This window comes from Bradyrhizobium sp. CCBAU 051011, from assembly GCF_009930815.1.
Classification (GTDB): domain Bacteria; phylum Pseudomonadota; class Alphaproteobacteria; order Rhizobiales; family Xanthobacteraceae; genus Bradyrhizobium.
This window is the reverse complement of record NZ_CP022222.1, coordinates 6,148,772-6,167,078: the sequence shown is the minus strand read 5'-3', so window position 1 is coordinate 6,167,078 and position 18,307 is coordinate 6,148,772. Positions and strand designations below refer to the sequence as shown.

17 protein-coding genes and 1 pseudogene are annotated in these 18,307 nt (G+C 62.4%); 12 read left to right on the top strand and 6 right to left on the bottom strand.

All coding sequences use genetic code 11. From position 1 onward, the window contains the following. Positions 1 to 99: 99 nt before the first annotated feature. On the bottom strand, positions 100 to 567 hold the full coding sequence (locus ACH79_RS28840; protein WP_161853956.1) for a MarR family winged helix-turn-helix transcriptional regulator: 468 nt from the start codon (positions 565 to 567) through the stop codon (positions 100 to 102). Positions 568 to 675: 108 nt separating this feature from the next. Between ACH79_RS28840 and ACH79_RS28835 the strand changes: the two genes are divergently transcribed. The 6 genes from ACH79_RS28835 (at position 676) to ACH79_RS28810 (ending at position 7,133) form a co-directional block, all read left to right on the top strand. Then, positions 676 to 2,601 (top strand): FAD-binding monooxygenase, encoded by a 1,926-nt coding sequence (locus ACH79_RS28835; RefSeq protein WP_161853955.1) that lies wholly within the window; start codon positions 676 to 678, stop codon positions 2,599 to 2,601. A 232-nt stretch (positions 2,602 to 2,833) separates the two neighbouring features. Then, positions 2,834 to 3,127, top strand: coding sequence for an acyl carrier protein (locus tag ACH79_RS28830; RefSeq protein WP_065732705.1), 294 nt, complete (start codon positions 2,834 to 2,836; stop codon positions 3,125 to 3,127). 9 nt (positions 3,128 to 3,136) lie between these two features. After that, positions 3,137 to 3,610, top strand: a complete 474-nt coding sequence (locus ACH79_RS28825; RefSeq protein ID WP_161853954.1) for a 3-hydroxyacyl-ACP dehydratase FabZ family protein — start codon at positions 3,137 to 3,139, stop codon at positions 3,608 to 3,610. Then, positions 3,603 to 4,802, top strand: a complete 1,200-nt coding sequence (locus ACH79_RS28820) for a beta-ketoacyl-ACP synthase (protein WP_161853953.1) — start codon at positions 3,603 to 3,605, stop codon at positions 4,800 to 4,802. The genes ACH79_RS28825 and ACH79_RS28820 overlap by 8 nt, the downstream gene beginning before the upstream one ends. A gap of 97 nt (positions 4,803 to 4,899) precedes the next feature. Then, complete coding sequence (locus tag ACH79_RS28815; protein ID WP_161853952.1) at positions 4,900 to 6,177, top strand: beta-ketoacyl-ACP synthase; 1,278 nt, start codon at positions 4,900 to 4,902, stop codon at positions 6,175 to 6,177. Positions 6,178 to 6,197: 20 nt separating this feature from the next. Next, a complete protein-coding gene (locus tag ACH79_RS28810) occupies positions 6,198 to 7,133 on the top strand; it encodes a lipid A biosynthesis lauroyl acyltransferase (RefSeq protein ID WP_161853951.1) in 936 nt (311 codons plus the stop codon). A 473-nt stretch (positions 7,134 to 7,606) separates the two neighbouring features. On the opposite strand, the gene ACH79_RS28805 is transcribed toward ACH79_RS28810, so the two are convergent. The 4 genes from ACH79_RS28805 to ACH79_RS28790 form a co-directional block, all read right to left on the bottom strand. Then, the gene (locus ACH79_RS28805; RefSeq protein ID WP_161853950.1) at positions 7,607 to 8,713 is read right to left on the bottom strand and encodes a polyamine ABC transporter substrate-binding protein; all 1,107 of its coding nucleotides are present in this window, start codon (positions 8,711 to 8,713) and stop codon (positions 7,607 to 7,609) included. Positions 8,714 to 8,716: 3 nt separating this feature from the next. Continuing rightward, positions 8,717 to 9,889 (bottom strand): aminotransferase, encoded by a 1,173-nt coding sequence (locus ACH79_RS28800; protein ID WP_161853949.1) that lies wholly within the window; start codon positions 9,887 to 9,889, stop codon positions 8,717 to 8,719. Between the two features lie 8 nt (positions 9,890 to 9,897). Continuing rightward, complete coding sequence (locus ACH79_RS28795) at positions 9,898 to 10,230, bottom strand: rhodanese-like domain-containing protein (RefSeq protein WP_161853948.1); 333 nt, start codon at positions 10,228 to 10,230, stop codon at positions 9,898 to 9,900. A gap of 158 nt (positions 10,231 to 10,388) precedes the next feature. Then, positions 10,389 to 10,832, bottom strand: a complete 444-nt coding sequence (locus ACH79_RS28790) for a GNAT family N-acetyltransferase (protein ID WP_161853947.1) — start codon at positions 10,830 to 10,832, stop codon at positions 10,389 to 10,391. Between the two features lie 220 nt (positions 10,833 to 11,052). Between ACH79_RS28790 and ACH79_RS28785 the strand changes: the two genes are divergently transcribed. From ACH79_RS28785 to ACH79_RS28760, 6 genes and pseudogenes are all read left to right on the top strand, one after another. Further along, on the top strand, positions 11,053 to 11,262 hold the full coding sequence (locus tag ACH79_RS28785; protein WP_161853946.1) for a hypothetical protein: 210 nt from the start codon (positions 11,053 to 11,055) through the stop codon (positions 11,260 to 11,262). Positions 11,263 to 11,604: 342 nt separating this feature from the next. Then, entirely contained in the window at positions 11,605 to 11,859 is a 255-nt protein-coding gene (locus tag ACH79_RS28780; RefSeq protein ID WP_246738176.1) for a hypothetical protein, read from the top strand. A gap of 109 nt (positions 11,860 to 11,968) precedes the next feature. Next, the gene (locus tag ACH79_RS28775; protein WP_161853945.1) at positions 11,969 to 12,433 is read left to right on the top strand and encodes a hypothetical protein; all 465 of its coding nucleotides are present in this window, start codon (positions 11,969 to 11,971) and stop codon (positions 12,431 to 12,433) included. A 508-nt stretch (positions 12,434 to 12,941) separates the two neighbouring features. Continuing rightward, entirely contained in the window at positions 12,942 to 15,557 is a 2,616-nt protein-coding gene (locus tag ACH79_RS28770) for an AMP-binding protein (RefSeq protein WP_246738175.1), read from the top strand. A 433-nt stretch (positions 15,558 to 15,990) separates the two neighbouring features. After that, positions 15,991 to 16,608: a L,D-transpeptidase gene (locus ACH79_RS28765; protein ID WP_161853943.1), complete on the top strand. Its 618-nt coding sequence runs from the start codon at positions 15,991 to 15,993 to the stop codon at positions 16,606 to 16,608. Positions 16,609 to 16,865: 257 nt separating this feature from the next. Continuing rightward, a pseudogene (locus tag ACH79_RS28760) lies at positions 16,866 to 17,452 on the top strand (GNAT family N-acetyltransferase). A gap of 90 nt (positions 17,453 to 17,542) precedes the next feature. Here ACH79_RS28760 and ACH79_RS28755 read toward each other — a convergent pair. Further along, positions 17,543 to 18,295: a ThuA domain-containing protein gene (locus ACH79_RS28755; protein WP_246738174.1), complete on the bottom strand. Its 753-nt coding sequence runs from the start codon at positions 18,293 to 18,295 to the stop codon at positions 17,543 to 17,545. Positions 18,296 to 18,307: the final 12 nt, after the last annotated feature.

Below are 18,307 nucleotides of genomic sequence, written 5' to 3'. Positions count from 1 at the left end.
CGCGATGGGTTTCGCTACGCTCTAACCATCCTACGGACTTTCGATTTGGTGCGGCGGATTACGCTGTCGCTAATCCACCCTACGTCATTCGCGTCGCACTCACCGCAATTCCGCGTCCCGCAACGGCGCGCGGCTGAGTTCGTTGCCGGCGGCGATGGCTTTTCGCAACAGCCGCATCAAGTCCGCGCCCTCCTTTTCGGTGAGGCCGCGCAGCATGGTCCGCTGCGCCGCCTCGACGGCCGGCGTGATGGCGCGCAGCGTACGTTTTCCCGACTCCGTGACCTGCAACTCGCGGGCGCGGCGGTCGCGGGGGCTGGGGTGGCGCACCAGCAAGCCTTTCTGCACGAGACGATCGACCACGCCGGTGATGGTGGTTCGGTCGTAGGCGATCAGGCCGGCAAGCGTCACCTGGTCGATGCCCGGGTTGAGCTTGATTGCCGCCAGCGCTGCGTACTGAACCGGAGTGAGGTCGAAGCCGGCGTCCTCGACCTCGGCGAGGAACACGGCCACCGCAATCTGCTGGAACCGGCGCGCCAGATGGCCGGGCATCTCGTTGTTATCTCTCACCGAACGCTCCAAGGCAGGTTTGAAGGCGGGTCTGGAATTGACAAGCATACTGATAATCAGCATGCTGAGCAATATCGTAGGGTGGCCGGAGACGGGAGGAGCCATCTCATGCAGTTTCACCTGAACGGATTCGAGCCGGGCGACCCTGAAGTGGCCGATCCCGGCGAGCGGGTCTTGCCTTCCGGCATATCAGGACCAGTTCCGGCGGAAGTCGATGTGTTGATTGTCGGCTGCGGACCGGCAGGTCTCACGCTGGCCGCGCAGCTTGCGGCGTTTTCTGACATCAAGACCTGCATCGTCGAGCAAAAGCCGAGCCGGCTGCTGCGCGGCCAGGCCGACGGCATCGCGTGTCGCACCATGGAGATGTTTCATGCCTTTGGCTTCAGCGAGCGCGTGCTGAAGGAGGCCTGCTGGATCACGGAAACCACGTTCTGGAAGCCGGACGACGGCATGCCTGAAAACATCGTGCGCAGCGGCCGGGTTCAGGACGTCGAGGACGGGCTGTCGGAAATGCCGCACGTCATCCTTAACCAGGCGCGCGTGCATGATTGCTATCTCGATGTCATGCGCAAATCGCCGTCGAAGCTCGAGCCGTATTATTCACGGCGCCTGCTCGATCTTGAGATCTCGCCGACGGCGCGGTTCGAGGACCACGCGGTGACCGTGCGCCTTGAGCGGCTCGATGCCGGGCACCAGGGCGAGATCGAGACCGTCAAAGCTCGCTATGTCGTCGGCTGCGACGGCGCGCGCAGCACCGTGCGAAAGTCGATCGGGCGCGAGTTGCGCGGCGATTCCGCCAATCATGCCTGGGGTGTGATGGACGTCCTTGCCGTCACCGACTTTCCCGACATCCGCTTCAAGGTGCTGATCCAATCGGCCCGTGACGGCAGCATCATCGTGATCCCGCGCGAAGGCGGCTATCTCGTCCGGCTCTATGTCGAGCTCGCCAATCTCGACGCCGGCGAACGGGTCACGAGCCGCAACATCACCTCGGATGATCTGATCGCGAAGGCGCGGCGGATTCTTCATCCCTATACGCTCGACGTGAAGGAAATCGCCTGGTGGTCGGTCTATGAGATCGGCCAGCGGCTGACCGACAAGTTCGACGACGTCCCGGCGGAAGAGGCCGCAACGCGCCTGCCCCGCGTGTTCATCGCCGGCGATGCCTGCCACACCCATAGCCCCAAGGCGGCCCAGGGCATGAACGTCTCGATGCAGGACGGCTTCAATCTCGGATGGAAGCTGGCTTCCGTGCTGCGCCGGCACAGCGCGCCGCATCTATTGCACAGCTACTCGGCGGAACGGCAGGCGGTGGCGAAGGAACTGATCGACTTCGACCGCGAATGGGCCGAAATCCTCGCTTCCGCCAAGGGCGACAACAAGGGCGCGGACGCCGCAGAAACCCAAAACTATTTCGTCCGGCACGGCCGCTACACTGCGGGAACGGCGACCCACTACCGCCCATCCATGCTTACGGCCGAACCTGATCACCAGCATCTCGCCAAAGGCTTCGTGATCGGTACGCGTTTTCACTCCGCGCCGGTCGTCCGGCTCTCGGATGCCAAGCCGGTTCATCTCGGTCATGTCGCCAAGGCGGACGGACGCTTCCGGATTTTTATCTTTGCCGGCGCGGGCGATCCCGCCGCCGCCAGCTCCCCTGTCCGCTCGCTCTGCGATTTCCTGAGCGAGAATCCAAAATCTCCCGTCAGAAGGCACACACCTGCGGGCGCCGACATCGATTCAGTGATCGATGTCCGCGCGGTGTTCCAGCAGGCGCACACCGAGCTTGCCATCGAAAGGATGCCGCCACTGCTCCTCCCGCGCAAAGGACACTACGGGCTCATCGACTACGAAAAAATGTTCTGTCCCGATTTGAGGGGCGGCCATGACATCTTTTCGATGCGCGGGATCGATCGGGGCACGGGCTGCATGGTCGTGGTGCGACCGGACCAGTACGTCGCGCACGTGCTCCCGCTCGATGGCCATGGGGAATTTGGCGCCTATTTCGATGGCTTCATGTTGCGGGCGGATTGAACGCTGGGGTGATCGCGACGGGCTTTCGTTGATGCCACAGGCTGGCTCCCCGAAACCGCCATTTTCACCCCCAATTCCAATGCGGTGGGATCGGTCCCTTTCCATTGAACTCAGCGCCCCGCTCCGATATACGGGCACTCGACTCCGGCCGGGGGAACAGGGCCTTCCGGGGCCGCGCGCCCGCCTCCTCCAAGCCGTTCCGGATTTTCTCCAGTATATCAAAGGCTTAATGATGTCTTCCACATTCGATCAGATCGCCAACATTATCGCGGAGACCTGCGACATTCCGCGCGACACGATCAAGCCGGAGAGCCACGCCATCGACGATCTGGGAATCGACAGCCTGGACTTCCTCGACATCGCCTTTGCCATCGACAAGGCGTTCGGGATCAAGATGCCGCTCGAAAAATGGACCCAGGAGGTCAACGACGGCAAGGCCACGACCGAGCAGTACTTCGTGCTGCAGAATCTCGCCGATCGCATCGACGAACTGGTCGCCGCCAAGAATGCAGCCACGGGCGCCTAATCGCCCGCCATGGACCTTGATTACTTCAAGCTGATCGACCGCATCGTCGACCTCAATCTCGACGAGAAGAAAATTACGGTCGAGGCGCAGGTTCCGGCGTCGCATACGATCTTCGAAGGGCATTTTCCGGGTTTTCCGATCATGCCCGGCGTGCTGCTGACCGAAGCGATGGCGCAGAGCTCCGGCTGGCTGATACTCGGCGTCCTGAAGTTCGAGCGCATGCCGTTCCTGGCCATCGTGAAGGAAGCCAAGATGCGCGGGTTCGTCAGTCCCGGCCAGTTGCTGACGATCGAGGCGAAGCTCGAGCACGAAGGTTCCGGTTATGCCGTCACCAAGGTCAAGGGGCGCGTCGGCAAGGAGTTGAAGTGCAGCGCTGAACTCACCTTCGGCCTTGCCCCCTTCCCCGACCCGGCCTTGCGTGTGCACATGGACGCGATGGCCAACAAGATCGGCTTCCCACTGCAGGCGATTACGCATGACTGAGCCAAATTCCGCGCCCGCCAAGGAAGTCTGGATCACCGGCATCGGCATCGTCTCCTCGCTCGGCGAAGGGCTCGACGCGCATTGGGATGCGCTGAACGAGAAGAAGATCAACGTCGACGACAAGCGGTTCGCGCCCCACATCGTGCACCCGCTGGCGCCGGTTTCCTTCGACGCCCAGATCCCGAAGAAGGGCGACCAGCGCCAGATGGAGGCGTGGCAGCGCATCGGCACCTATGCCGCGGGGCTGGCGCTCGATTCGGCCGGCGTCAAAGGCAACAAGGAAATCCTTGCTAGAATGGACATGATCGTCGCCGCCGGCGGCGGCGAGCGCGATATCGCGGTCGATGCGGCGATCCTCAACGCCGATGCCAAGGGCAATTCCGGTCCGGGCTTTCTCAACGAACGGCTGATGAACGATTTGCGGCCGACCCTGTTCCTGGCCCAGCTCTCCAACCTGCTCGCCGGCAACATCGCCATCGTGCACGGCGTCTGCGGCACGTCGCGCACCTTCATGGGCGAGGAAGCCGCCTCGATCGATGCAGCGCGGATTGCGCTGGCACGGATCGAAAGCGGCCAGAGCGACATCGCGCTGGTCGGCGCGGCCCATAATGGCGAGCGTTCGGACTTGCTGATCCTCTACGAATTCGGCGACTTCAATCTGACCGACAAGTTCGCTCCCGTCTGGCAACGCGAAGGCAAGAGCGGCTTCGCGCTCGGCTCCGCCGGCTGCTTCCTGGTGCTGGAGTCGCGCGAGCACGCCGAAGCCCGCGGCGCCAAGCCCTATGCCAGACTGACCAGGGTGGTCGCCGACCTTGCGCAGCGCAAGCAGCCGGGCGCGGTGACCAAATCGCTGGAAGCGATGTGGCCAAAGCTCGGCGTCGGCGACAGCGGCACCTTGATCACGGGAGCGACCGGGGCCGAGCCGGTGACCTCGGACGAGAAGGCGTTTCTGCGCCAGCACCCCGGATTTGCGGTCCGCGCCACCGGAACCATGTTCGGCCACACGCTGGAAACCCAGTTTCCGCTCGGCTTGGCGCTGGCCGCGCTCTCGATCTCCCGCGGTGCGCTGTTTCCGCCCAACGACCCGACCGGGCTCGAGGTTGAAAAGGCTGACAGCCCCGACCAGATTGTCGTGGTGGGGGCCGGTCACTGGCAGGGCGAAGGCATGGCCTTGGTCGAGGCCATCAAGTAGCGCCTGATTCCCGCAAGCAAGCTTGCGGCATCACGGCCAGAGCAAGAGATGAGCGCGAGAGCGCTTCCAATTACGGCGCAGCATCGACGGGGGAACCATGTCAGCACCACGCGATAAACTCGGCAGGCCGATCGTTGTCGTCACCGGCATGGGCGTGGTGACCTCGCTCGGCGCCGGCAAGACGGACAATTGGACCCGGCTGACCGCGGGCGAATCCGGCATTCGGACCGTGACGCGCTTTCCGATCGACGGCCTGAAGACGAACATGGCCGGTACCGTCGATTTCGTCACCGTGGAGCCGTTCTCGTCGACCGGCCTCACCGAGCGTCTCGCCGAGATGGCGACCGAGGAAGCCCTCGAACAGGCTAATATCGGCGGCAAGGCCGATTTTCCCGGGCCGCTGTTTCTCGCAGTCGCGCCGGTCGAGGTCGAGTGGCCGCAGCGGCTCGAACTCGGACGCGCCGTCGGCAGAACCGAATTCGACTACGGGGATATGCTGCGCGTCAGCGGCGGCGGACGGTTCACCGCATATCATCGCCGCTTCATGTTCGGTTCGGTGGCGAGCTTTCTCGCCGAAAAGTTCGGCACCAAGGGATCGCCGATCTCGCTTTCCACCGCCTGCGCCTCCGGCGCAACCGCAATCCAGCTCGGCGTCGAGGCGATCCGCCGCGGCGAGGCTGACGCTGCGCTGTGCGTTGGCGCCGACGGCTCGGTGAACCCCGAAGCGATGGTGCGCTTCTCGCTATTGTCGGCGCTGTCGACGCAGAACGATCCGCCGCAGGCCGCCTCAAAGCCGTTCTCGAAGAACCGCGACGGTTTCGTGATGGCCGAAGGCGCCGGCGCGATGGTGCTGGAAAGCTATGAGTCGGCGATGGCCCGCGGCGCGAAGATTCTCGGCGTGGTGGCCGGCTGCGGCGAGCTGACCGACTCGTTCCACCGCACCCGCTCCAGCCCCGACGGAAAGCCGATCATCGGCTGCATGCGCAAGACGCTTGCCGATGCCGGCCTCGAGCCGGAACAGATCGACCACATCAACGCCCACGGCACCGCGACGCCGGAAAACGACAAGATGGAATACAACACGACCGCGGTCGTGTTCGGCGAGCATCTGCCGAAAATTCCGGTGTCGTCGAACAAGTCGATGGTCGGGCATACGATCTCGGCAGCCGGCGCGGTGGAAGCCGTGTTTTCGCTGCTGACGCTGGAGCACCAGCGGATTCCGCCGACCATCAATTACGAGATTCCGGACCCGTCGATCCTATTCGACGTGGTCGGCAACACCGCGCGCGATGCCAAGGTCACCGCCGTGATGTCGAACTCGTTCGGTTTCGGCGGGCAGAACGCCTCGCTGATCCTAACGCGCGAACCGGTGTAGCCAGCACGTCACTCATCACGATGAACCGCCTGCTCCTACGCACCAAGGCGCGCCTGCGCGACGCCGCCAAGCCGGTAGCGGAAGCCGCCGTCGGCGCGCTGACGATCGCCCTGCTCCGCACCACGCGCTATTTCGATCCCGACAAAACAGCCAATTTCTTCGGCCGCGTCACCCGCTTCATCGGCCGAAGGCTGCGCGAGGATCGCATCGGACGCGAAAATCTCACGGCTGCCTTCCCCGAGAAATCGGCGGAAGAGATCGAGACCATCCTGGCCGGCGTCTGGGACAATCTCGGCCGCATCGGCGCCGAGTTCGCCCATCTCGACCACATCTGGGACTACGACCTCGACCAACCGGACAAGCCAAGCCGCATCGAATTCACCCCGCGGACCAAGCAGATTTTCGATGCCCTGCGCGACGACGGGAAGCCTGCGATCATTTTTGCCAGCCATCTCGGCAATTGGGAAATCCCGGCGCTCGGCGCGGTCGCCCATGGGCTCGATTGCGCGATCCTGTTCCGCCGTCCCAACATCGAGGCCGCCGACCGCGCCATCGAGCGGATCCGCGCCGTCAAGATGGGCACGCTGGTGCCTGCGGGGCGCGAGGCGCCGCTCAAGTTGGCGGAAGCGCTGCAACGGGGCCAGCACGTCGCGATGCTGGTCGATCAGTACATGGGCAACGGCGTCGAGGTGACGTTCTTCGGCCGCAAGACCAAGGCCAACCCGACGCTGGCGCGGCTGCTCCGCCAGGTCGAATGCCCGGTGCACGGCGTGCGCATCATCCGCCTGCCCAACCACCGTTTCCGCGCCGAGCTGTCCGAAGAGGTCAAGCCGGTGCGCGATGCCGCAGGCCAGATCGACATCCAGGGCACCATGCAGGCGGTGACGAATGTGATCGAAGGCTGGGTGCGGGAATATCCGGACCAGTGGCTCTGGCTGCACAGAAGGTGGCGGTAGAGACCTCTTCGTAGCGAGCGTAGCCCGGGTGAAGCCAACGGGTCGCGCGAACGCGCGCCCGATGACAGCTCCGCGCAACCCGGGGCGCACTCGCAATCGGCTGAAGCCCCCGGATTTCGCTTCGCTCCATCCGGGCTACGTAACGCGCCCGCTTTCCCTATCCGCCGAACAGCAGGCCGAGGCTCCACGCCTTCATCGCCACCGTCGCCCCCAGAACGAAGATGATCTGCAGCAGCGTGCGCGTTGAGAAGAAGGCGAGAATGTTGGTCATGTGATGCTCCCGGAGGGAGCTATAGATTCTCGCTTGGGTTCCGGCAACCGGAGTCTGTGGCCCAGATGAGGATTGTGCACTGGACCTCTCCACGTCATTGCGAGGAGCGTAAGCGACGAAGCAATCCATACTTTCTTCGTGGCGCTATGGATTGCTTCGCTTCGCTCGCAATGACGGCGGAGAGAGGTTCGTGCCTTACCGGTCACTTCCCCGTCTTCACCCTGGTCCACAGCCGGTTGATCACTCGTTGCGTGGCGGGATCGCGGGCCTGGATGACGAACAGCTTGTTCTGCGTCGCCTCGTCCGGATAGATGTTTCTGTCGTTCAAAATCTTCGGATCGACCAGCTTCTGGCTGGCCAGATTGCCGTTGGCGTACGACAAAAAGTCAGAATTCTTGGCGGCGACGTCGGGGCGGTAGAGATAGTTGATCAGCTCATAGGCTTCCGCGACGTTCTTGGCGTCCGCGGGGATCGCGAGATTGTCGAAGAACATCTGCGCGCCCTCTTTCGGAATCGTGTAGCCGATCTCGATGCCGTTCTTGGCTTCCGCGGCGCGGCTGCGTGCCTGCATGATGTCGCCCGACCAGCCCACGACGAAACAGATCTCGCCGGAGGCCAGCGCGCCCAGATATTCCGACGAATGAAACTTGCGGACATTGGGCCTGATCTTGCTGACGAGCTCGGCGGCCTTGTCCAGGTCCGCCTGCTTGGTCGAATTCGGATCGATGCCGAGATAGCTCAAGGCCGCAGGCAGAATGTCGTCGGCGGAATCCAGCATGTGGATGCCGCAATCCCTAAACTTGGCGAGGTTTTCCGGCTTGAAGACGATATCCCAGCTATCGATCTTGGCATCGGCCCCGAGGATTTTCTGCGCGGTCTTGACGTTGTAGCCGATGCCCGTGGTGCCCCACATGTAATTGGCGGCGTAGTTGTTGCCGGGATCGTAGGTGGCGAGCTGGCTGGTCACGACCGGCCAGGCGTTGGCGAGATTGGGCAGCTTCGACTTGTCGAGCTTAAGGAAGACTTTTGCCGTGATCTGGCGTTGCAGGAAGTAGCCGGTCGGCACCACGACGTCGTAGCCTGACTTGCCCGCCAGAAGGCGCGTCTCCAGCGTCTCGTTGGCGTCGAAAGTGTCGTAGACCACCTTGATGCCGGTTTCCTTGGTAAAATCCTCCAGCACCCCCGGTGCCATATAGTTCGACCAGTTGTAGAAGTTCACCGTGCGCTCCTGCGCCGACACAGGCGAGAGCGTCAGCGCCACCGCGAGCGCGCCAAAAAGGCGCAGCGAGACTCCAGTCGAATTGCGCATCTTCTACCTCTTGCGCCGGCCGTGCACCGCGTCCGACAGCCGCTCCAGCGCGGTGTCCAGCGTCTCGTCCTTCTTGGAAAAACAGAACCGCACCACCGAGGTCACCGCGTCCTGCTCGTAGAACGCCGAGACCGGGATCGCCGCGACCTTGTAGTCGGTCACGATACGCTTGCAGAACTCGACGTCGGTCTCATTCAAGCCGAGCGGTGACAGGTCGACGGTGAGGAAGTACGTGCCTTGCGATTGCAGCACGGGAAAGCCGATGCTCTCCAGCCCTTTTGTGAGGCGGTCCCTGCTCCGCGCCAGATCCTTGCGCATGTCGTAGAAATATTCGTCAGGCTTGCCGAGCCCGTAGGCCACCGCCGCCTGCAGGTTCGGCGCGGTGGTGAAGGTCAGGAACTGGTGCACTTTTGCGGCCACCCGCAACAGTGGCGGCGCGGCGCAGACGAAGCCGACCTTCCATCCCGTCAGCGAAAATATCTTGCCGGCGCTGCCGACCTTGATGGTGCGATCCCGCATGCCCGGGATCGTGATCAGCGGGATATGCTCGCGGCCGTCGAAGATCACATGCTCCCAGACCTCGTCACAGATCGCGATGGTGTCGAACTTCTGACAGAACCGCGCCAGCAGCTCGAGGTCTTCGCGGGGATAGACGACGGCCGCCGGGTTGAGCGGATTGTTGAACAGCACCGCCTTGGTCTTCTCGTTGAAAACGCTGGCCAGCATCTCTTCCGTCAGCCGCCAGCCCGGCGGCTCCAGCCGCAACAGGCGCGGAATGCCGCCGGCCTGACGGATGATCGGCAGATAGCTGTCATAGACCGGCTGGAACACCACGACTTCGTCGCCGGGCTCGACGACGGCGAGGATGGACGCCGTCAGCGCCTCGGTGCCGCCCGAGGTCACCATCACTTCCGTCATCGGATCGAGGGAAAGCTTGTGCCAGCGGCCGTAATGGGCGGCGATGGCCTGCCGCAGTTCCGGGATGCCCATCATCGACGGGTACTGGTTGTAGCCGTTCACGGTGGCATCGGCCGCGGCGCGGCGGATGTCCTCCGGCCCGGGATCGTCGGGAAAGCCCTGGCCGAGATTGATGGCGTTGTTGTCGCGGGCGGCCTGCGACATCGCCTCGAAGACGGTGACGGGAAGGTCGGCAAAGACCTTGTTCATGGATGTCATGGTGGAGATCAGCCGCCGGTTTTGATCGGCAAACCCGCTGCCTTCCAGCCGATGATGCCGCCGGCAAGATGCTTGTCATAGGGAAGGCCCGCCGCCTGCGCCGCCAGCGAGGCCGTCACCGAGCGTTTGCCGGAGCGGCAGGCGAACACTACCTGCTTGCCCTTCGGGTCCGGAATCGCCGCCGGATCGAAGCTCTGGAGCGGAACGACCACGCCATCCGGATAGGCTTCCACCGCTACCTCATTGGGCTCGCGGACGTCGACCAGCAGATAGCGGCCCTCCGCGATCCCCCTCGATACGTCTTCCGGGGTTAAATCGTGCACTTGATGGTCCGCCAACATATCCTCCTGACAACCCGCCGCGAGGACGCCAATAGGCCCCGCCAAGCGGGCGCCAAAGTCGCCCCTCGCGGGGGGAAAATCAAGCGCCGCGAGCGGGTTAAACGGCCGCCAAAACCGGGCCGCCGCCCGACGCACTATTTTCTTCCCCTGCCCCCTTTTCAGGTCAGAAGTTCTTTCACGATGGGCCAGGCCCCATCAGGCGATTGAGGGCCGACCGACCGGTAGCCGCGGCGTAGGTAGAAATCGCGGGCGTTTGAGCTTGCCTCCACCGAAGGGAACTCGCGATCGCGCATCCGCCCTTCGAGCATCCCAAGCAAGCCGTTCCCCACGCCCTGCCCGGCAAATTCGGGCGCAGCATACAAACCCTCCAGCCTGTCGCCGTGAATGGCTCCCCATCCGGCGAAGGTGCCGTCCAGCTCGGCAACCCATACTTCGAGCTCACGCAGCTTTCGCTCCATACCGGAGAGCGTGAGCTTCGACGCCCACGCCTGCGCTTCGGCACCGGACATTTTTGGTGGCGCAAGCTCAAGGATGGATCGCCGCCGAATGGCGTTGAGACGACTGGCGTCTTTGCGCATCGCTCGACGGTAAACGGGATCCATCGTCACCTGCCTCGCGTCAAACTTGGCGAGCCAATGTCCGCCGTTGGCCGCGTGCGACCACCGCTACCCCCGACTGCGACGTTTAAGCAAGAGCGACCTCGCGCAGCGGCCGGGGCTCCTTCTGACGCAACTTCCGTACTTGAACACATCATCCGGGAAAAAGTGGCAACCTTTTCTTACCAGTAGAATTGAATTAGGACGCGCCATTTGGAGTTCGAAAATGGATGACGACTTCCCGCTGAAGGTTGCTGTTGAGCGAGCTTGGACCGTGCACCTGGCGACGCACAAGGATATTGACGCGACCGATCCACGCCGTTGCTCGCTTGAGAGGTATCTGAGCGGAAAATGGCAAGCTGGTGAAAGCGACCCAGAAGAACTGACAAGCCAAGGTCTTTCTTATCTCCATCGCCTTGGATCTGAGAGTTGGTGAAGACAGGATGGCAAACCTCACAAAAGCGGTGGTCAGCCTAGCGAGTAGAACTGCCCGACCGGATTGGACGCTGGCTGCGCTGGCGAGCCTCCTGGCAGCTGGCATCGCAGCCTTGCTTCGATATGCGTTCGGATAAGAGGCCAGCCGCTCCGCATACTTGCGCTCGGCCGATGAGAGGCAGACGAACTATCCAGGATTATGCGAGAGTCGAGATCCTCGATTGATTCCGTCAATCCCAGCGCAGCTCAAGCGCCCTGTGCTCGACCGCGGCGCGCGCTCGACAATCTCGAATCTGTTGTGTCGCTAACAATTCGTGAATTATAGGCGCCCGGCGCCATACATATGTTCAGGAACGCGGCACTCGAAATTGCTTTACCCGGTGCCATGCGTGACCCGATCAAAGAACCGAAGTACTGGCGAGATCGCGCCGAAGCGACGCGCGCGAAGGCGAAGAGGTATTACGACCTCAGACAAATTCGGCGAATGCTGCTGGTTGCGGAGGAATACGACAAAATCGCTGACCGCGTCGAAGAATGGCAACGCAGGGGCGAGGCACTCGTAAAGAGTACGCGTGGTGCTGACAATGCTGTTGATTAGGAAATGGCGAGAATCTGCTCAATAGCTCAGGCCGTTATTGTTGCCATTTTTTCCCGCCAAGGAACACAAGTCGAATTTCAAGCGTTCATTGCCATATCTGGAGACAGCCATGGCATCGAACGCGCGTCTATTCTTCGCGGGGGTCGGAACAACCTTCGTCATTTTGGCCATTGGTTTCGGCGGCGGTCTTATGCTGGCGAAAACCAGCATGGAGCCGACCGCGCCTAGTCGCCCGGTGGCCGATCGTCTGCCTCCCGTACGGGTTATCCTTCCTGCATCGGCCGAGGCGGCTACCCCTCCCGAGGTGCCGGTGCGAACGGTCACTGCTCCAGAACCTCCTCCAAAGCCGGTGACGCCACCCCAAGAGCAGCAGGCCGCAGAAAGGGATAGACAGGGCTTGGAGCGCGCCGAACGTCGCAAAGCACAAGCCGAAGAGCGAGCGCGCCGCAAAAAGTACGCTGAACGTAAAGCGAGGCGTGAAGCCGCTGGTCTGGTGATGCACCAGCAAGAACCGCCCATCCTGGCTCTTGGCGAGGATCAACCTCGCGGTGGACGCGGCTTCTTTGGAAACTGACCACTGTTGATGGCAGATCGCGTGATGCGCTCTCTGCTGCGCATTTTGGGCCAAAGCGCGCGCATCTTTTTCTCGCGACGATAGTGGCGGCCGGTCTGATTCAGGTCACTGCGATCGCGGTCGCAATTCTTTGCTAGACTTTTAGAGGTAGCCCCCACGCGCTGGCCAATGGGAGCTGCACCGCGACCGTTCCCTTATGAGCGCTCCGAGCGCCTTGCGGATACCGGGAAGCCATTCCGTTTAAACGGCCCCAACCGAGGGGCCGCCAACCCGAACGATACGGGTTTTCTTCCAGCAGTCGGGGGGGCACCTTTCGGCTGGAAGCATCAAAATCAACCCGCAGCGATGCCGGTTGTTCCCTTATTCCTTCGCCAAGCATGGAAATTAGGGATTAGTGCGACTGCTTCGCGCCATTTACCGTTTTTTCCCGCTACGATTGGGTGCCGCTCCAGGAAGTCGGGGGGACAGTCTAATGCGCGCTGGGAGAGAGGCTGCAACCCAATTCACATTGGGCCAGGTCATCGGTCAAACTGCAGAGCGGTTCCCACACCAGCCTGCGATTGTCTCCTCCACGTTTGCGCCTCTGACGTACCGCGATCTTCAGCGCCAGTTGGAAGGCATCCGCCGACAGTTGCGTTTGGCTGGGTTCGATTGCAACGCCCGGATCGGGATACTCATGCCGAACGGCGCGGAGGCGGTTCTCGCCATCGTTGCGGTGGCCTGTTGCAGCATCGCGGTTCCGCTTGATCCGCGCCTGTCCCAAGCGGAGATCGATCAGCGTCTCGACATGCTGCGCCTGAACGCTCTTCTCGTGCCACAAGGCAATGCCTCTGAAGCTCGCCAGGCCGCTGAGCGCAGACGGCTCACCATCATCGAAGCCGCTCCGGTCGGGCACGGTCAGCTTGGACTCAATATCGTAGCGCGAGTCTCCAACTTCCCTGCGATCGATGCTGAGCCTGATCCGGGCTCGCCCGCCTTCATCCTGCAGACGTCGGGCACGACTGCGCAGCCGAAGCTCATTCCGTTCAGTCATGGCAATATGCTGGCGGCGGCCGCACGGCTTCAGGCCTGGTTCGGTCTCACACACCGGGACCGTTGCCTGAGCGTGTCGTCCCCTTACTATTCCCATGGGCTCAAAGTAACGGTCTTCACACCGCTGCTGACGGGCGGCAGCATTGCCGTCCCGGCGAACAGTGCCGTCGTGGCGCTGGACGAGTGGCTCGATGTCCTGCGGCCGACCTGGTACTCGGCAGGTCCTACGCTTCACACTGCCGTGCTGGACAAGGCAGAAAACCTTAAGGATGCGCCGACGTCGCACACGCTGCGGTTCGTCGTATCGGGTGGCGCGCCGCTGCTGAAAGAAGTGCAGGACGACCTGCAGCGCATTTTGGGCGTGCCGGTGCTGGAGCATTACGGCTCCAGCGAAGCCGCGCAGATCGCCGCCAACCTGCCGCCGCCCGGGCCGAACAGGCCAGGGACTTGCGGGCAACCTTGGCCTGATACCGTGGCCATTGTTGGTGAGGATGGACATCCCTTGCCAACCGGCGAGCGGGGTGAGATCTGGGTTCGAGGTCCCACCGTGATATCTGGCTATCTCGATGCGCCGGAACTCAATCATGCTGCTTTCAGAGAGGGCTGGCTTCGCACGGGCGATATCGGCAGCCTCGACGGAGACGGCTTCCTGACCCTGCACGGCCGCCTCAGTGAAGTAATCAACCGCGGTGGTGAGAAGATCGCCCCTGCTGAAGTGGAATCCGCACTACTACGCCATCCGGCCATTGCCGAAGCCGCGGCTTTCGCAATCCTCCATCCACGCCTTGGCGATGACGTCGCGGCGGCCGTCGTTCCCCATCCTGGCGCGCAGACGACACCCGCGGAGCTTCGCCAGTTCCTGCAACTCGAGTTGGCCTCGTTCAAGATTCCGCGGCGCATTCTGATCGTCGATCAACTGCCAAAGGGGGCGACGGGAAAGGTCCAACGGCGACGGCTGCGCGAGTCGCTCGACCAGCTGTTGGGTCAGCAGCGGGCGATGCCCCTGCCGGCTGTGGACAAAGGCCCATTGGATCTAGAGGCTGAATTGCTTATTCTATGGCGTAGGCTGCTCAAGTCCGAGGCTGTGACGGTCGACGATGATTTTTTTGCCAGCGGTGGTGACTCCCTTCTGGCGATGGAAATGCTCATCGAGGTCGAGCGGCTCGTCGGCCACCCCGTACCGGACACGATCCTGTTCGGAGCAGAAACAATCCGGCAACTTGCGCCAAAAATCGCCGTGCAGACGGGCACGCCGGCGACGCCTTTCCTCCAGTTCGGTGCCTGTGGCGAACGGCCTCCCCTGTACTTCTTTAATGGAGACCTTATCAGCGGCCACGAGAGTGTGCGGCGGATGGTGGAGCTTTTCGGGCCCGATTACCCGATCATCTCCATCGATCCCCATGGTCTTCGTGGGGAGCCGATTCCGCCGTCGATCAAGCAGATGGCCGCCGACCGCCTGCCGCATATCCTGGAAAGGCAGGCCACCGGTCCTTTCCTGCTGGGCGGCAAATGTAACGGCGCCATGGTGGCGTTCGAAGCAGCCCGCCTGCTGATCGCAGCCGGCCACAAGGTTGATTTGGTTGCGATGGTCGACCCGCCGACCGTCAGCGCCCGTCCGGTGCCGCGGGCGATCATCGGGCTGATGAAGCCCCTAGGTTCGCCTTACCTTCTGCGCTGGACATATGAACAAATGGCCCGGCTGGAGCGATACTCCAAGGCCTCAACGCGCGAGCAGATGGCTCAGCGGCCGAAGGAGCGGATCGCCAAGCTGTATGACGCATTATTCAATCTCAATAATGGGATTCCGCCGGCGTTATGGGACGCTTATTCCATCGCAATGGCGCAATATCTTCCGGCACCGCTCGAGGTCCCTGTGGCCTTTTACGCGGCTGAACACGACGGCCGGGCGTGGCGGCATCTCAGTTCCCAACTCGAAGTGATGCAGGTGCCTGGGGGACATCATGGCTGCCTGACTGTCGGCGCGGAACTGCTGGTCGGGCATCTGCGGACAAGAATTGATTTCCGACAGGCAGCACGTCTTCAAGCAGATCAGCCGTTTGACGGCACCGTTCGAGCAAGCTTTGCGAACTAGGCGTGCGTGATCTGCGGTCTTTCGGCTCTGTCAATCAAGGATATTGGAGTGCAGTAAGACCGTCTCAGTTAGCGGCCTTTTTTCATTTCCCGGTCAGGAGGCGCGGCCCCAGCAGCGGGGGGCTGGGGCTGAGCTGGGGCCGCCCATTCCAACCGCCGGCAACGCGAAAACAAGTGGCCGACGGGTCAGGTATGCTATCGCAACTCGGTTGGATCGTTCCGACTAGTTCGGTGTACCCCCGTTGGCGGCACTCATTCAAATCCGACTAAACCACCGGCTGATTGAAGGGGCGCTCAACGCCGCGCCGGCAGAGCAAGGTTTTGTCTCATGCCCCTCGCGGCGAGTTGCTTGAACGATTATTTAGCGGCCGCCTTGATTTCTGCACTTTTTGAGCAACAAATTGAGACATGTAAGACGGGTAGGAGGACACGCGATGATGGGGCGTGGGCTCGCGTTGTTACTGGTGGGGCTGCTCGGCGGCTGCATGCAAGCAACCCTTGCGCCGTCATCGAATGCCAGCTTGACCCCAAGGGACCGGCAGTTGCTCGCCCACGCGCGTTATGCGCAGGCGACTATTCCGGAAACATATCGCCGGCATATCGTCGACTACACGCGCAAGGAGCAGCCGGGAACCATCCTGGTCGATACCAACTCGCGCTATCTCTATTACGTCCTGCCGGGCGGCAAGGCGATCCGGTATGGTGTGACGGTGGGAGAGGAAGCGCTGGCCTGGTCCGGCATCGCTACGGTTGGCAAGACGGCTGAATGGCCGGATTGGATCCCGACGGCGGAGATCCAGGCCCGGCTCGGCCCCTACCCGAAGCGCGTCGCCGGAGGTCCGGACAATCCGCTGGGCGCACGGGCGCTCTATCTTTACGAGGGCAACAAGGACACGCTGTACCGCATCCACGGTACCAACCAGCCGGAATATATCGGTCAGGCCATCTCGTCCGGCTGCATCCGCATGACCAACGAGGACATCATCGATCTCGTGAACCGGGTGAAGCTCGGCGCGATCGTCGTCGTCCTGCCGCCGGGCCGGAGCGCGTAGCAAGCTTCGCCGCGTGAGGCGCCGCGAAGCCCGTAGCCTGCAGGCGGGCTTGGCGGGGTCTGGCTTAGCGAGAAAAATTTCCCCGCACGATGAAGGAGCATCGGAACCGCTGCGGCGCTCTTGCCAATTTTCCCTGCATGCCGGAAGGCCCGCCCGCCTCCCACACCCTCGACAGGCGGGGACGTGATTTGACCCTTGTCGGAAATTGCACTCACAATGCTTAAACATTGACGGTGAGTGATCGAGGGAACCACACGATGTCAGCGGCGCCTGAAGTCAAATCTGCGGATGCGAACATCCGGGCTATCGCGATCAGCACCATTGTGCTCGGCTTTGCGGCCGACCCGATGGCGCGCTGGGCTGGCCCGATCCGTCCGAATACCTCAGGGTAATGCCTCGGCTCGTCAATGCTTTTGGCGGCCGGGCTTTCGAGCATGGCACGGCCTATGTCACCGAAGGGGCTCGCGCCGCCGCCCTGTGGCTGCCGCCGGGCGTCGAGCCGGATGAAGCAGAAATGGGCGCCATCATGCAGGAGACTGTGCGCCCAGAGATCGCCGAGGATATGGGCGACGTCATGAAAGGCATGGCCGAACATCATCCCCGCGGCCCGCATTGGTATCTACCCCTTATCGCCGCGGATCCGAACTGGATCGGGCAAGGGCTCGGCGCATTGCTCATGAAACACGCGCTTCGACGATGCGACGAGGAAGGCATCGCAGCCTACCTCGAAAGCTCGAACCCGCGTAACATGTCCTTTTATGAGCGCCATGGCTTCGAGATTGCCGGCAGGATCCAAAGCGGCTCTTCTCCCGTGCTGACACCGATGCTGCGGCCCGCATCATGAGCGCTGAGTTGACGCGCGACCGGTACGCCATGACGCGCGCTTCGAAGGGCTCTTTGCCAACACGTGCGAAGTGCCCTCGGCGCGCCAAGGTTACTTTCGCATAGACCAGAGGATGGCATTCGTGAGGATTTGCTGGTAGCGGGCGTCGCGCCAGACGGATGCCTCGTGGCCTAGCGCCGTATAGAATACCCGCCCCTCGCCGTAAGATCGTTTCCAGGCGAGAGGCCAGCCATAGGATCGTCGATGCACACCGGTCTTGCCGAGATCCACCGAGCTTGGGTCGAGGCGCAGGAGCACGCGTGATCCACGATCGTCGAAGTCACGGATCTGATAGATTTCGTCCTCGACTTTCAACGAATTTCCGAGAAACGCCACCAATGGATCGCTGGGATCAGCTACTTCGATCGTCACGGCCTGATGCCATGGATGACCATTGAAGTAGCCGCCGACCAGATCAAGATAGTCTGGCCAGGCGTAGAATGTGTCCGTGGCCGAATGAATACCGAGGAACCCACGGCCCGAGCGCACGAAGGTGAGCAGAGCCGCCTTCTGATCGCCGTTCATCGGAAGTTCTCCGGATGTATAGAACATCACCGCGGCGTAGCGCTGGAGGTTCTCGGCCGAGAATTCAGAGGTGTCTTCGGTTGCAGTGACCTCAAAGGCGCCGGCATTCCTTCCAAGCTGGGTCAGGATTTCCCTGGAAAGCGGTATGACGTCGTGCCGGTAGCCGGCCGAGTAGGTGAAATAGAGGATGCGGTCTCGCGGGCGCTCCGCGCGCGCGCCGAGCGGCCGGATTGCCGCCGCGCTGCCGAGCAGCGCGATGAACTCGCGCCGCCTCACCATCCTCTCCCTGAG